Annotated in this window: 11 protein-coding genes; 6 read left to right on the forward strand and 5 right to left on the reverse strand. The window is 71.9% G+C overall.

Annotated elements, in window-relative coordinates:
- Positions 1-8 precede the first annotated feature (8 nt).
- The 4 genes from QP089_RS05795 to QP089_RS05810 all read right to left on the reverse strand — a co-directional run bounded on the left by QP089_RS05795 (position 9) and on the right by QP089_RS05810 (position 4,844).
- Positions 9-1,439, reverse strand: a complete 1,431-nt coding sequence (locus QP089_RS05795; protein ID WP_285910259.1) for an MFS transporter — start codon at positions 1,437-1,439, stop codon at positions 9-11.
- Between the two features lie 106 nt (positions 1,440-1,545).
- Entirely contained in the window at positions 1,546-2,658 is a 1,113-nt protein-coding gene (locus QP089_RS05800) for a fatty acid desaturase family protein (protein WP_285910260.1), read from the reverse strand.
- Between the two features lie 12 nt (positions 2,659-2,670).
- Positions 2,671-3,879 (reverse strand): ferredoxin reductase, encoded by a 1,209-nt coding sequence (locus QP089_RS05805; protein ID WP_285910261.1) that lies wholly within the window; start codon positions 3,877-3,879, stop codon positions 2,671-2,673.
- 212 nt (positions 3,880-4,091) lie between these two features.
- Positions 4,092-4,844 (reverse strand): DUF427 domain-containing protein, encoded by a 753-nt coding sequence (locus tag QP089_RS05810; RefSeq protein ID WP_285910262.1) that lies wholly within the window; start codon positions 4,842-4,844, stop codon positions 4,092-4,094.
- A gap of 184 nt (positions 4,845-5,028) precedes the next feature.
- Between QP089_RS05810 and QP089_RS05815 the strand changes: the two genes are divergently transcribed.
- The 4 genes from QP089_RS05815 (at position 5,029) to QP089_RS05830 (ending at position 9,947) form a co-directional block, all read left to right on the forward strand.
- Positions 5,029-6,255, forward strand: coding sequence for an efflux RND transporter periplasmic adaptor subunit (locus tag QP089_RS05815; RefSeq protein ID WP_285910263.1), 1,227 nt, complete (start codon positions 5,029-5,031; stop codon positions 6,253-6,255).
- Between the two features lie 29 nt (positions 6,256-6,284).
- Positions 6,285-6,995, forward strand: a complete 711-nt coding sequence (locus tag QP089_RS05820) for an ABC transporter ATP-binding protein (RefSeq protein ID WP_285910264.1) — start codon at positions 6,285-6,287, stop codon at positions 6,993-6,995.
- Positions 6,992-8,269 carry an ABC transporter permease gene (locus QP089_RS05825; protein WP_285910265.1) on the forward strand — a complete coding sequence of 426 codons (1,278 nt, stop codon included), beginning with the start codon at positions 6,992-6,994 and terminating at the stop codon, positions 8,267-8,269. The genes QP089_RS05820 and QP089_RS05825 overlap by 4 nt, the downstream gene beginning before the upstream one ends.
- 1,240 nt (positions 8,270-9,509) lie before the next feature.
- The gene (locus tag QP089_RS05830; protein WP_285910266.1) at positions 9,510-9,947 is read left to right on the forward strand and encodes a DUF5666 domain-containing protein; all 438 of its coding nucleotides are present in this window, start codon (positions 9,510-9,512) and stop codon (positions 9,945-9,947) included.
- Between the two features lie 689 nt (positions 9,948-10,636).
- Here the strand turns inward: QP089_RS05830 and QP089_RS05835 are convergent.
- Positions 10,637-12,115, reverse strand: coding sequence for an MDR family MFS transporter (locus QP089_RS05835; RefSeq protein WP_285910267.1), 1,479 nt, complete (start codon positions 12,113-12,115; stop codon positions 10,637-10,639).
- A gap of 102 nt (positions 12,116-12,217) precedes the next feature.
- Here QP089_RS05835 and QP089_RS05840 point away from each other — a divergent pair, with 102 nt between their 5' ends.
- The gene (locus QP089_RS05840; RefSeq protein ID WP_285910268.1) at positions 12,218-13,000 is read left to right on the forward strand and encodes a TetR/AcrR family transcriptional regulator; all 783 of its coding nucleotides are present in this window, start codon (positions 12,218-12,220) and stop codon (positions 12,998-13,000) included.
- A gap of 44 nt (positions 13,001-13,044) precedes the next feature.
- Positions 13,045-14,571 (forward strand): alpha/beta hydrolase, encoded by a 1,527-nt coding sequence (locus QP089_RS05845; protein WP_285910269.1) that lies wholly within the window; start codon positions 13,045-13,047, stop codon positions 14,569-14,571.
- Positions 14,572-14,614 lie beyond the last annotated feature (43 nt).

The raw sequence follows: 14,614 nt of genomic DNA on the forward strand, positions 1-14,614 counted from the left end.
GGATCGGGTCATGCGCGGGGCGGTTTCGGCAGGAGTTGGGTGAGGGCGGCGGTGGCGGCGCAGAAGCCGATGATCGGCAGCAGGCCCGCCTCGAAGGCGTCCGCGACGTCCGCCGGGAGCGGGTGGGCGCCGAGGACGTCGTAGAAGACGATCCCGACAAGCGCCACCCCGAGCGCGCCGCCGACCTGCTGGAAGGTCGACAGGACGCCCGCCGCCGACGCCGCGTGGCCCTCGGTGACACCGGCCAGCACCAGCGCCGACATCGGCGCGAGGACGAAGCCCATGCCCGCGCCGGCGAGGGCGAGGCCGGGGATCAGCCAGGCGACGCCGCCGTCCTGGGCGATGCCGCCGATCAGCAGCACGCAGCCGATCGCCTGGACGACCGCGCCGAGCGCGAGGACCTGCCGGCCGATCCGGGCGGCGACGGCGCCGGCGCGGGTCGAGGCGGCGAAGTAGCCGGCGCCGAGGGCGGTGAACAGCAGCCCCGACTCCAGGGCGCTCAGGCCGCGCCCCTGCTGCAGGTAGAGGGCCAGGTAGAGGAAGAATGACGCCATCGCGAGCTGGTAGGCGAGCGCGATGCCGACGCCGACCGTGAACGCGCGCTGCCGGAACAGCGCCGGGGCGATCAGCGGGGCGCCGCCGCGCCGCTGCCACAGCGCGAACGCGGCGAGCAGGACGGCCGAGCCGGCGAACGAGACCCATGTCCACTCCGGCCAGCCGAGCCGGCGCCCCTCGATCAGCGGCAGGACGAGCGCGACCAGGCCGAGCGTGACCAGCGCGGTCCCGGCCAGGTCGAGCCGGGTGCCGCGGGCGGCGGGGGTCGCCGGGACGGTCCGGCGGACGAGCGCGACGGTGGCGACGCCGATCGGGACGTTGATCAGGAAGATGCTCCGCCAGCCGCTGCCGAGGACGTCCGCCTGGATCAGCGCGCCGCCGATGAGCTGCCCGAACACGCCGCCGAAGCCCATCGTCAGGCCGTAGGCGGTGAACGCCCGGACGCGCGCCGCGCCGTCGAACGCGCCGTTGATGATGCCGAGCACCTGCGGCATCAGCAGCGCCGCCGCGACACCCTGCGCGACGCGGGCGGCGATCAGCGCGCCGGCCGTCGGGGCCAGCCCGCAGGCGAGGGACGCGACGGTGAACGCGGCGAGCCCGATCGCGTACATCCGGCGGCGTCCGGCCAGGTCGCCGAGCCGCCCGCCGGTGATCAGCCCGCCGCCGAGCGCGAGCCCGAACCCGGCGACCACCCACTGCGTGGCGGCGGCCCCGGCGTGCAGGTCGCCCTGGATGTCCGGGATCGCGACGTTGACGATGAAGAAGTCGAGCGTGGTGATGAAGATTCCGACGAGCAGGACGAGCAGGCCGCCGGCCGGCGCGGTGTGCGCCGGCGCGGCGTCCTGCGGCCGCCTGCCCGCTCGCGGTGTCGCGGTCGTTGACAAGGGTGCTCCCCGGGTCGTTCGTCGTGGTGTGCACCCTGACGATCTCCCGCGGGCGGTCACCGGGTCGATGACGCGGGAGGTAATGCGACGCGCGAGGCGGGCGGGGTCAGGCGGCGACGGGCTCGCGGGTCGCGGGCTCGGGCTCCGGCTTCGGCGCCCCGCCCGGCAGCGCGTACCGGAAGATCTTCTTCCAGGTGCTCGTGACCTGCTTCGACAGCGAGCCGGTGTGGTACGGCAGGCCGTAGCGGGCGCACAGGTCGCGGATGCGCGGGGCGATCTCGGCGTACCGGTTGCTCGGCAGGTCCGGGAACAGGTGGTGCTCGACCTGGTGGCTGAGGTTGCCGGTCATCAGGTGGAACAGCGGGCCGCCGGTGATGTTCGCCGAGCCGAGCAGCTGCCGGACGTACCACTCGCCCTTCGTCTCGTCCTCGAGCGGGTAGTCCTCCTCGAACACGTCGATGTCGCCGGGGAAGTGCCCGCAGAAGATGATCGTGTGCGCCCAGACGTTGCGGACCACGTTGGCGGTGAAGTTCGCGGCCAGGGTGGTCGCGAACTGCGGGCCGCTGAGCAGCGGGAACGCCAGGTAGTCCTTGCCCCACTGGCGGCGGATCTTGCGGCCGATGGCGCGCAGCTTCGCCTTCGTCGCCTCCTCGTCGTGGGTGCCCTGCCGGATCCTGTCGATCTCCAGGTCGTGCAGCGCGACGCCGTACTCGAAGAACATCGCCAGCAGCGCGTTGTAGACCGGCTGCGGCACGTTCCCCCAGCTCCACGGCTGCTCCGGCGCGACGCGCAGGATGCCGTAGCCGACGTCGTTGTCCTTGCCGAGGACGTTGGTGAAGGTGTGGTGGACGAAGTTGTGCGAGTGCTTCCACTGCTCGGCGGGGGAGACGTTGTCCCACTCCCAGGTCGTCGAGTGGATCTTCGGGTCGCGCATCCAGTCCCACTGGCCGTGCATGACGTTGTGCCCGATCTCCATGTTCTCCAGGATCTTCGCGACGGCGAGGGTCGCGGTCCCGGCGAGCCAGGCGGGCGGCAGCGCGGACGCCATCAGCATCGCGCGGCCGCCGATCTCCAGGCCGCGCTGCCAGCGGATCACCTTGTGGATGTAGTCCGCGTCGCGCTCGCCGAGGTCGGCGGTGATCTCGTCGCGGAGCGCGTCGAGCTCGCGGGCGATCGCGGCGTAGTCGGCGGGGGTGAGATGGTCGGTCGGTGCGGGCATCGTCGGTCCCTTTCAGAGTTCGATGTCGACGGGGCCGGCGGCGGCCGAGACGCAGGTCTGCACGATCTGGCCCTCCTCGCCGTGCACCTCGCCGGTGCGCAGGTCGCGGACGCGGCCGGAGCGGAGGCGGCCGACGCAGCTGTAGCAGATGCCCATCCGGCAGCCGCTCGGCAGCAGCGCGCCGGCGCGCTCGCCGGCGTCCAGAAGCGGGGTGCTTCCGTCGGCGTCGGTCTCGATGCCGCTCTCGGTGAAGCAGACGCGTCCGCCTTCGCCGCCCGTCCCCGCGGCCAGCACGGGACGGAATCGCTCGACGCGGAGCCGGTCCTCTATCCCGGCGGCGCGCCAGTGCTCGGTCAGGTCGTCGAGCATTCCGGACGGACCGCAGGCCCAGGTGTCGCGTTCCGCCCAGTCCGGGCAGAGCGCGGCGAGGTCGGAGGGGGTGAGGCGGCCGTCGGTGGACGTGTGCCGCTCGTGCAGGCGTATCCCGGTCATCTGCCGCAGTTCGGCGCCGAAGATGACGTCGCCGGCGTGCCGGTCGGAGTGGACGAGCGTGATGTCGGGCGCTGCGTCGCTGTCGGGCGCTGCGTCGCTGTCGGGCGCTGCGTCGCTGTCGGGCGCGGCGCCGGTGTCGGGCACGGCCTCGGTGTCGGCGAGGTGCCGGAGCATGGCCATGACCGGGGTGATCCCGCTGCCCGCGGTGACGAACAGCAGCCTGGACGGCACCGGCGACGGCAGCGTGAAGTCGCCGTCCGCCTCGCCCAGCCGGACGATCGCGCCCGGACGGATGTCGTTGACGAGGTGCGCGGACACGAAGCCGTCCGGCGCCGCCTTGACCGTGATCGTGATCCGGCCGTCCGGGCGGGGCGGGGACGACAGCGAGAACGTGCGCCAGTGACGCACGCCGTCGACGTCCACGCCGATCTTCACCCACTGGCCGGCGCGGTGGCCGCGCCAGGCCGTCCCGGGCCTGATCACGAGGGTCGCCGCGCCGGGCGCCTCGTGCCGTACCGCCTCGACGCGTCCGCGCGGCTCGGCGGTGGACCACAGGGGGTTGACCAGGCCGAGGTAGTCCTCGGGCAGGAGCGGTGTCGTCAGCATGCGGGCGGCCCGCGCGAGCCGGCGGACCGGCCCCGGGCCGACCGGCCTGGAGCGGAGCGGGCCGGAGCGGTCCGGCCTGGAGCGGTCCGGCCGCCGCGCGGCGGCCGGGAGTGCAGAAGTCAAGGGTGCCTCCCCGTCGGCGCTCTGCCATACGCTTCAGTAACCTACGGTTACGTAGCCGTAGGGAAGGAGCAAGGCCTGTCGGGCAAAAGCGACAGGCATCACACCATCGCACGATGGTCCATCCGATGGTGTAATGCCTGGTGACAAGGTTCGGCGCCGATATTTGGGTTGGGCGCTAGCTCTCCTCGCTCAGCTGACGAGACCGTCCGGCCTCAGAAACGCGACTTCGGACGCTCCTGCAGCACCCCGTCGACGTAGATGTCGACCTTCTCGTTGTAGAAGCAGACCAGGCCGGCCACCTTGCGGGACTCCTCCAGCGGTGTCCGGTATCCCCAGGCCAGATCCTCGTGAACCTTGCCGCCGGCCCGCACCGACCAGTACTCCGCCGTGCCCTTGTAAGGGCAGTGGGTGGCGGTGTCGGTGTGCTCCAGCAAATCCATCCGGACGTGCGTCTTCGGCAGGTAGTACCGCACCGGAAGACCGGTCTCGAACAGCAACCTGGGGCTGGACGACTCCGCCACCGTCACACCGTCCACCTCCACGCGCACGTGCCGCGAACTCGCCAGCACGTCGACGCGCGTGTACGGGTTGCGCGGATGGACGAACACCTCCTCGTCCTCCTCGAACCAGGCGTCCATCGCGTCCCACGCCAGCCGGACGAGCCCGCGCAGCTCCTCGACCGGCGACTCGGCATAGCGGAGCGCCGCGCCCGGGGCCTCCGCGCCGTCCACCTTCACCGTGAACGCCGTCGCGTCGCCCCGGCTCGGCGAGTGCTCGCCCGGACCGTCCTCGACGAGCTCGGCACGCACGTCCGCCACAGGGATGTAGTAGGTCGGGTAGTAAGGGATCTCCCAGACGAGATACGGGGTCGTCGTGTCGGCGACCAGGTGCCCGCCGAGGTACGCCCTGACGCGCTTGCCGCCCTGCTCGATGCGGACGCGGGTCCGCTCCTTCGGTGCACTCATGACCGCACCAACCTGCCCGGCGGCAGGCCTATTTCGTCTTCTCGCGGCCACGTTCCGACGCCCCTGGACGCCGACCCCTGTACCTGCCCACACGAGCCCGTCCAGTCACACCCGTCCCGGCTCTCTCATCCAATTCTCATATTCGCCTCACCTCAGCCCCATGCGCGGCCAAGAGCCTTCTCGCATGAAATGGCCGTTCCAACGCCGGACCACGCTCATCAACGGCGCCCTCGGCGTGCTGCTGGTGGCCGGGGCCGGCACCGCATACCTCACCCTCGGCGACGGAGGTGACGACGCCGCGGCGGCCACCCGGGTCACGCGGGTGCAGCGCGGCTCGGTGTCGGCGTCGGTGTCGGCGTCCGGCTCGGTGGAGAGCGCGCGCAGCGGCGACCTGTCGTTCGGCACGTCCGGCACGGTCGCCAAGATCTACGTCAAGGCGGGCCAGAAGGTCCCCGCCGGCGCCGTGCTGGCCCGGCTCGACCAGACCGAGGCGCTCGAGAACGTCGACGAGGCCAAGGCGAACCTGGCCGCCGCCGAGGACGGCGACACCACGTCCGCCAAGGGGTACGCCGGCTACCTGCAGGTGAAGAACGCCTACAACTCCGCGTTGCGCGCCTACCAGGGCACCGTGCTGAAAGCCCCGTTCGCCGGGACGGTCACGGCCGTCAACGGAACGGTCGGCGGCAGTTCGAGCGGCTCGGGATCGTCGTCCTCGTCCTCGTCCTCGTCCTCGTCGGGGTCGGGCGCGAGTTCCGGGTCGTCCGGATCGTCCGGTTCCGGGGCTTCGGCGGGCGGCGGGGCCTCCTCGTCCTCCGGGTCCTCGTCGTCGGGGTCGGGGTCGGGCTTCATCGAGCTCACCGACACCAAGCACCTGCAGATCGAGGGCGACTTCACCGAGGCCGACACCACCAAGCTCAAGGTGGGCCAGACCGCGTCCGTCTCCTTCGACGCGCTCACCGGCAAGACCGCCACCGGCAAGATCACCGAGATCGGGCTGTCCCCGACCACCAGCGACAACGTGGTGAAGTTCCCGGTGACGATCTCGCTCACCAAGGTGCCCTCCGGGGTCCGGCTCGGCCAGACCGCCACCGTCGAGATCACCACCGCGTCCGCCGACGACGTCCTGTACGTGCCGACCGCCGCCGTGAAGACGGCCGGCGGGCAGAGCACCGTCACGGTCGTCCGCAACGGCAAGCAGGTCGCCGTCACCGTCGAGACCGGCGTCAAGGGCGACCAGGGCACCGAGATCACGTCCGGCCTCAGCGAGGGCGACCAGGTCGTCGTCACCTCCAGCACGACCGGGACGAGCGGCTCCGGCGCGGGCCAGCGCGGCGGCCTGCCCGGCGGCGGCGCGCCCGGCGGCGGCTTCGGGGGCGGCGCGCCGGGCGGCGGCGGCGGAGGCCGCAGGTGATCCCGAAGCCAGTCCTCAGCATCCGCGAGGTGAGCAAAACCTACGGGCAAGGTGATACCGCGGTGCACGCGCTGCGCGGCGTCTCCCTCACCGTCGACCCCGGCGACTACGTCGCGATCATGGGAGCGTCCGGCTCCGGCAAGTCCACCCTGATGAACATCATCGGCTGCCTCGACGTGCCGACCTCCGGCCGCTACCTCCTCGACGGCATCGACGTCGGCTCCCTCGACGAGCGCCGCCTCGCCATCCTGCGCAACCGCCGCATCGGGTTCATCTTCCAGTCCTTCAACCTCATCCCCCGGATGACCGCCCAGGCCAACGTCGAACTCCCGCTCGCCTACGGCGGCGTCAAAGGCCCCGAACGCCGCCGCCGCGCCCTCGCCGCCCTCCGCGAGGTCGGCCTCGCCGACCGTACCCGGCACGAGCCCAACGAGCTGTCGGGCGGCCAGCAGCAGCGCGTCGCCGTCGCCCGCGCCCTCGTCACCGCCCCCACCCTGCTGCTCGCCGACGAACCGACCGGCGCCCTCGACAGCGGCTCCACCGCCGACGTGCTCGCGGTGTTCGACCGGCTCAGCCTCGCCCGCCGCACCATCGTCGTCATCACCCACGAGGGCGACGTCGCCGCGCACGCCAAGCGCGTCGTCCGGCTCGTCGACGGCCGCGTCGTCGAGGACGTCCGCCGCGCGCCCGTCGACGGCCCGCCGCCCGCCGCGGCCTGGACCACGGAGGGCGCCCGGTGAGCCCCCTGGAGATCCTGCGGTTCGCGCTGCGCGGCCTGTCGGCGAACAAGCTGCGCAGCTCGCTCACCACCCTCGGCATCCTCATCGGCGTCGGCGCCGTCATCCTGCTCGTCGCCGTCGGCAACGGCTCGTCCGAGCAGATCAAGAAGAGCATCCAGCGGCTCGGCGCCGACTCCCTCACCGTCACCAAGACCACCACGGGCGGCGGCGGACGCGGCGGCTTCGGCGGCCCGTTCGGCGGCTCCGGCTCGCAGACCGGCCAGAGTTCCGGCCCCCGCACCCAGGCCCACGACCTCACCGCCCAGGACGCCGCGGCCCTCGCCGACGCGTCCGACGCCCCGTCCGTGAGGAGCGCCTCCCCGGTCGTGACCAGCCAGTCCGTCACCGCCGGCTACGAGGGCACCAGCGCCACCATCGACCAGTTCGTCGGCACCACCCCGACCTACTTCGCCGCGGCCAACAAGACCCTCGCCGCCGGCACCGCCTTCACCGCCGCCGACGTCACCGCCGCGAACAAGACCGTCGTCCTCGGCAGCACCACCGCCTCCGACCTGTTCGGACGCGTCAGCCCGATCGGCAGGAAGATCGACGTCGGCGGCATCCGGTTCACCGTCGTCGGCGTCCTCAAGGCGACCGGCTCGTCCTCCTCCAGCTTCTCCGACCCCGACAGCATCGCGATCGCGCCGCTGCCCGCCGTCCAGGAGTCCCTCACCGGCTACGGCGCCCTCGACCAGATCATCGTCCAGGCCAAGGACTCGGGCGCCGTCGACGCCGCGCAGGCCGAGATCACCGACATCCTCGGCCAGCGGCACGACACCGCCGCCTCCGGCACCGCGGACTTCACCGTCTCCAGCCAGGCCAGCGTCCAGTCGGCGGTCTCGGAGTCGAACCGGACCTTCACCGTCCTGCTCGGCGCCGTCGCCGCGATCAGCCTGCTCGTCGGCGGCATCGGCATCACCAACATCATGCTGGTCACCGTCACCGAGCGGACCCGCGAGATCGGCATCCGCAAGGCCATCGGCGCCCCCCGCGGCGCCATCCTCGGCCAGTTCATCGCCGAGGCCACCGTCCTGTCCCTCATCGGCGGCGTCCTCGGCGGCGTCGCCGGCGTCGTCGGCAGCCTCTTCACGATCGTCGGCGTCAAACCCGTCCTGGTCCCGTCGTCGATCGTCCTGGCCCTGGCCGTCTCCGTGGCGATCGGCCTGTTCTTCGGCAGCTACCCCGCCAATCGAGCTGCCAAGCTCCGCCCAATAGAAGCCCTCCGCCATGAGTAACCCCAAACAACCCCCACACCCGCAGCCCCGCACACACACCACCACGCCCCCACCCACCACCGCCCCGCACCCCCACCCACGCATCCCGAACGGCCAGCCCACACCCCCAAACAGCGCCGCCCCACCCCCCGACCCGCAGATCCCGAACAGCCAGGCCGCCGCCCCGCCAAGCGGCACCGTCCCGCCCCCCGACCCGCAGGCCCCAGGCACGCAGGTGGCCGCGTCCTCGAGCGGCGCCGCTCCTGAACCAGGCCTCCGGGCTCTGGCCCTCCAGGACGACGCGTCCGCAGGCGACGCCGACCCGAACCTGGCGATGCGGCCCGCGCCCTCGAACGGCGCCGGGAGTTCGAGCGGCGGTGGCCTGCTGCCCGGCTGGCAGGTTTCCGGGCCGCAGGAGGCCGAGCCCTTGGGTGGCGCTGGCGTGAGGCCGGGCCCGCAAATTTTCGGTGTGCAGGACGACGCGTCCCCGAGCGCCCCAGGCAGGCGTCGCGGCGTGCCCGGACGAGGCTTCGCCGGGGGTGATCCGGGCTCGACGCTTCCTGATCGCGCCGCCGGTGAGGTGGCGCTGGTGGCCGAGCCGGGCGACCGGTCGGTAGCGGAAGGCGCCGGTGCCATGCGGTGGACGCCGCAGGACCTGCCGACCGAACCCAGCGCGGGCGGCGAGCAGTGGTTGTTGTCGGGCTTCGACCGAGAGGAGGCGCGGATGAGCGTTTCAGGGCACGACGGACGGGCCCCGGGCGCACCGGGCGCCGCGAGTACACCGGGCACGCCCGCCTCGCCCGGGCCGGGAGCGCACGCCCGGCCATGGGCCAGTGCAGGACCAGGTGAATACCCCGCACGCCAGGACGCAGGCCCGGGCCAGGTCACAGGCCAAGGCCGCGACGCTGGCCTTGGCCAGGACGCGGGCCAAGGCCACGACGCCGGACCAGGGCAGGGTGCGGGGTCGGGTCAGGGCGTGGGGTCAGGGCAAGGCCGCGACGCGGAGCTAGGCCAAGCCGCAGGGCCGGGTCAGGGTTCGGGGCTAGACGCGGGGTCGGGTCAGGGCATGGGGCCTGGATGGGGTGGCAGGGCAGGTCAGGGCGCGGGGGTGCCTGTGGGGGATGCTGAGTTGCTGGCCAGTTCTCCTTTTGATGGCGATCTCGATGCCGAGCTCACGGCGCGGCCGAAGAGGCGGTCGCTGCCGGGGCCGACCCTTTACCTGGGCGCCGGGCTCATCCTTGTCGCGGGCTTTCTCGGTGGCGTGCAGGCGGAGAAATGGAAGGCCGACGACTCCGGTTCGTCGGGCGGCGGACCCGCCGCGGCCGGGTACGGCCGGACGGGCGGACGCGCCCCCGGCGGATACGGCGGCGGCTTCCCCGGCCAGCCGGGAGCCGGCGGGACGGGCACCGAGCAGGACGGCCGTGGCGCGACCGGTGGCGGAGGCTTCGGGGGCGGGTTCGGGGGAGGCGGCGGCATGACGGCCGGCACCGTCACCAAGATCTCCGGCAACACCCTCTACCTGCGCACCTCGGACGGCAAGACCGTGAAGGTCACGACGAGCGACAGCACCAAGATCAGCATCACCAAGGACGGTGGGCTCCGCGATCTCGGCTCCGGCGCCTCGGTCGTCGTGCGCGGCACCACCGGCAAGGACGGCTCGGTCACCGCGACCAGCGTCAACCAGGGCTCCGGCCGTTGAGCACCGATGAGGAGAAGACCACGATGAACAGAGCGAACGCGGGCCGATGGCTCGGCGGTCTCGCCGTCACCGGGACGCTGCTGCTCAGCGCGGCCTGCGGGGGCGGCGGGGGCGGCGACGGCAAGGCGAACGCGAGTTCCAGCAAGAGCGCAGGCGCGGACCAGATGTCGGCATTCCGTGCCTGCCTGGAGAAGCAGGGCGTCACGATGCCGGACCGCGGCAACCGCCCGAGCGGTGCGCCCACGGGGCGTCCCAGCGGTGCCCCGACGGCTCGCCCGAGCGGACGTCCGACCGGCCGTCCCAGCGATCGCCCGACGCGTTCAGCCGCACAGCAGAAGGCCATGCAGGCCTGCGCCTCCCTGGCTCCGCGGGGCGGCCGGGGCGGCAACGGCGGTCCGCCCGGAGGTAACCCGAGCGGAGGACCGAACGCGGGCGCCCCGGCGTCCTAGGCGCCCTGCCCGACCGTTCAGGGCCGTGAGCATCCGCGATGCGCTGCAACTCGGTCCTGTGAGACGCGCGCTCGCCATCCCCTGTAGCGATGCGCGCCGGTGGGGCCCGCCCACCTCCGCGGGCCCCACCACCCTTCTTTGTCATTCGCCTCCCGGCGCAGCGCACCGAGATCATCCCTAGGACGGCCGAAGAAGTCCATCGTGCCGCCCACGACGCCATGGACGGCCAGATAGCGAACGTCATGACTCGGACCCCTGCGTCTTGCGCGGGACGGCCAGTACGGGCAGGAGCGCGGCCAGGAGGATCGCGGCCGTCCACCAGAACGTCTCGGTGAAGGCGTTGGTGAGCAGTGCGGGCGTCTGCGCGGTGTGTCGGGCCGCGGCCTCGCCGAGGCTGCCGCTCGCGCCGGGGACCTCGTCCCGGATGGCGATCTGCAGCACGACGGCCATCACCGCGGTGCCGAACGAGCTGCCCACGCGGATCAGGATGTTCGCGCCCGTGGTCGCCGCGCCCACCGCCTGACGGGGGAGCCCCTGGTAGCTCGCGGCCATCAGGGACGGCGCGATCATGCCGTGTCCGAGGCCGACGACCAGCATCGCGCCCATGATGACGGCCCGTCCGGTGCCGGGATCGAGCGTGGTCAGGACGAGGGTGCCGAGCAGGACGAGCAGCAGGCCGGAGGTCGCGATCCAGCGTCCGCCGAACCGGTCGACCAGCCGTCCGGCCACCGACATGGTGATCATCGCGCCGATCCCCATCGGGGCCAGCAGCCAGCCCGAGTCCAGCGCGGACTCGCCGCGGACGATCCGGGCGAACAGCGGAATGAGGATCATCAGCCCGAAGACGGACGCGCTGTAGAGGAAGAACCCGCCCGTGGCGGTGGTGAACGCGCGGGTGCGCAGGAGGCGCAGTTCGATGAGGGCTCCCTCCCTCTCGCGGAGCGCGTGCACCGCGAACGCGATCACGAGTGCGGCGCCGCCGACGACGCCGGCGAGGAAGCGGCCCCCGGTGAGGCTGGCGCCGTTCCCGGCCTCCGACAGTCCGTACACCAGGGCGGCCAGTCCGGGCGACAGCAGGAGGATGCCGATGATGTCGAGCCGCGTGTCCGGGTCGCGTTCGGTGTCGCGCGGGAGCATCCGGACGGCCGCCAGCAGCGCCAGCGCGCACAGCGGGATGTTGACGTAGAACATCCAGCGCCAACTCAGATGGTCGACGATGACGCCGCCCAGCAGGGGACCGAGGACGGGGGCGAGCATCGCGGGCACCGAGACGATGCTCATCACCTGGCCCATCCGTTCCGGGCCGGCCTCCCTGGCGAGCATCGTCTGGCCGACGGGCATCAGCATCCCGCCGCCCAGCCCCTGCAGGATCCGGAACGCGATGAGGGACGGCACCGACCAGGCGAGCCCGCACAGCAGCGAACCGCCGATGAACAGGCCGAGCGACACCAGCCACATCGTCCGGGCGCCGAAGCGCCGCACCGACCAGCCTGTCATCGGGATCGCCATGGACAGCGCCAGGGTGTAGCCCGTCACGACCCACTGGATCGTCGAGAGCGAGGTGTCGAAGTCCTTGCCGAGGGCGGTGACGGCGACGTTGACGATCGTGCTGTCGAGCACCGTCATGATCACGCCGAGCACGACGACGATCGCGAGATTGCGCAGGTGGGGGCCGGTTCCGGCCCGCGCGTCCGGGGGTGCCTTCCGGGTCGTGGTCACGACTCTCCTTCCAGTTTCCGTACACCGTATCGCTCACACCGTACACCGTCTCGCTCAATCTGTACACCGTATCGATACGCCGTACCGGTTAGGATCGTCGACGTGGCAGAAAGCAGTGATCAGCCGGGTCCCGAGGCGACCGGGAACGAGCGGGCCGAGCGCCGCGAACGGGCCCGGCCCAACGACGTCTGGGCACGTCCACGCGGTGGCCGCCGTCCGAAGCTGACGCGCGAGGCGATCGTCGGCAAGGCGATCGAGATCGCCGACGCCGAGGGGCTGGACGCGGTGTCCATCCGGCGTGTCGCGTCCGAGCTGGGCGTGCGGGCGATGAGCCTCTACACGCACATCGACGCCAAGGAGGACCTCTTCGACCTCATGTACGACGTGGTCGCCGAGGAGGTCCTGGTCGAGGACGGCCTGCCGGACGACTGGCGCGCGGCGATGGTCGAGATCACCCGCAAGGAGCGCGCCGCCGGCCTGCGGCACCCCTGGATGTTCGAGCTGGCCGGCCGGTCGCCGCGCATCGGGCCGAACGGGCTGCGGCACTCCGAGCAGTCGATGGCCGCCGCGGCCAAGCTCACCGATGATCCGCAGGAGATGCTGGCCATCGTCACGACCGTCGACCACTACATGCTCGGTTTCGTCCTGCGCGAACAGCGGATCCGCGAGATGGGGACGACGGCCGCGGGCGAGACGCGGCAGAGCGTGTTGGAGCAGGCCTACATCCGCAAGCTCCTGGAAAGCGGCGAGTTCCCCTATCTCCGATCCGTCTTCGACAGCGGCCTCCACAATCAGGAGGATTTCGACCTAGGCCTCAAATGGCTGCTCGACGGCATCGAACACGGTCATCGGGGGAAGTGGCCTTCGGCTACCGCTCCGACGTAGCGTAGGCGCCGGGGTACGTGCCGCTACGACGAGACGGGGTCCAGGTGCGGGCAGCGAAATACATCGGCGTGGCCATGGCGGCGACGCTGGCGGCGGCGACCGGGTGCAGCGGCGGGGGCGGCGGTGGGGGCAAGGAGGCGACGGCCGCCACGTCGCCGGGCACCGCCTCGTCCGGGCTCGGCGCGTTCTACGGGCAGAAGCCGTCCTGGAAGAGCTGCGGCGGCGGATTCGAGTGCGCGACGGCCCAGGTCCCGCTCGACTACGCCAAGCCGTCCGGTGAGAAGGTCGGAATCTCCATGATCCGGCTCCCCGCCCAGGACAAGTCCGCCCGGATCGGCTCGCTGTTCACCAATCCCGGCGGTCCGGGCGGTTCCGGTGTCGACTTCGTCCGCCAGGCCGCCTCGAGCTTCGGTGCCGACCTGCGCAAACGCTTCGACATCGTGGGCTTCGACCCGCGCGGTGTCGGCGCCAGCGACCCCGTCCGCTGCAACTCCGGGCCGCAGCTCGACGCGTTCTTCGCCGCCGACTCCTCGCCGGACGACAAGCAGGAGGTCGACGCCTTCGCGGGGCTGAGCAAGCAGTTCGCGGGCAACTGCAAGGCCAAGGCGTCCGCGGAACTGCCCTACGTGGGCACCAAGGACGCGGCCCACGACATGGACATCCTCCGCGCCGCCGTGGGCGACTCCAAGTTCACCTACTACGGCGCGTCCTACGGCACCTATCTCGGCGCCATCTACGCGGAGGAGTTCCCGAAGAACGTCCGTGCCCTCGTGCTGGACGGCGCCGTGGATCCCAAGGAATCCGCCATCGGCACCCTGGTCGAGCAGTCCAAGGGCTTCGAGACGGCCTTCCGTGCGTTCGCCGACGACTGCGTGAAGTCCACCGGCTGCCCGCTGGGCACCTCGACGAGCGCGGCCGAGAAGAACCTCACCGCCTTCATGGCCAAGACGGACAAGACCCCGCTGTCGAACACCCGCGACTCACGGAAGGTCACCGAGTCCCTCGCCGTCATGGGCATCGCCACGGCCCTGTATCTCAAGGACTACTGGCCCCTCCTGCGCCAGGCCCTCACCCAGGCCATGCAGAAGGGGGACGGGACCCTCCTCATCACGCTCGCTGACCAGATGGTGGAGCGCAAACCGGACGGCTCCTACAGCAACCAGACGGACGCCAACATGGCGGTCAACTGCATCGACAAGCCCAACCCGCCGTCCCTGGACGCCTACAGCAAGGCCGTCGACCAGGCCAAGAAGTCCGCGCCCCACTTCGGCCCCTTCGTCGTCTGGGGCGGCCTGCCGTGCATCTACTGGCCCGACCAGCCCAAGCAGCAGCCGCAGCCCGTGCACGCCAAGGGCGCCGGCCCCATCGTCGTGATCGGCACCCTCCGCGACCCCGCCACCCCGTACAAGTGGGCGCAGAGCCTCGCCAAGCAGCTCGACTCCGGCACCCTCCTCTCCCTGGACGGCGACGGCCACACCGCCTACCTGCAGGGCAACGCCTGCATCACCAAGGCCACCGACAGCTACCTGCTCACGACGAAGCCGCCGAAGGACGGGACGCTCTGCCACTGATTAACCGGTGCGCATCCACCCCCGCGGACCCGGTAGACTTCTC

This window comes from Actinomadura opuntiae (assembly GCF_030283205.1).
Lineage (GTDB): Bacteria > Actinomycetota > Actinomycetes > Streptosporangiales > Streptosporangiaceae > Spirillospora.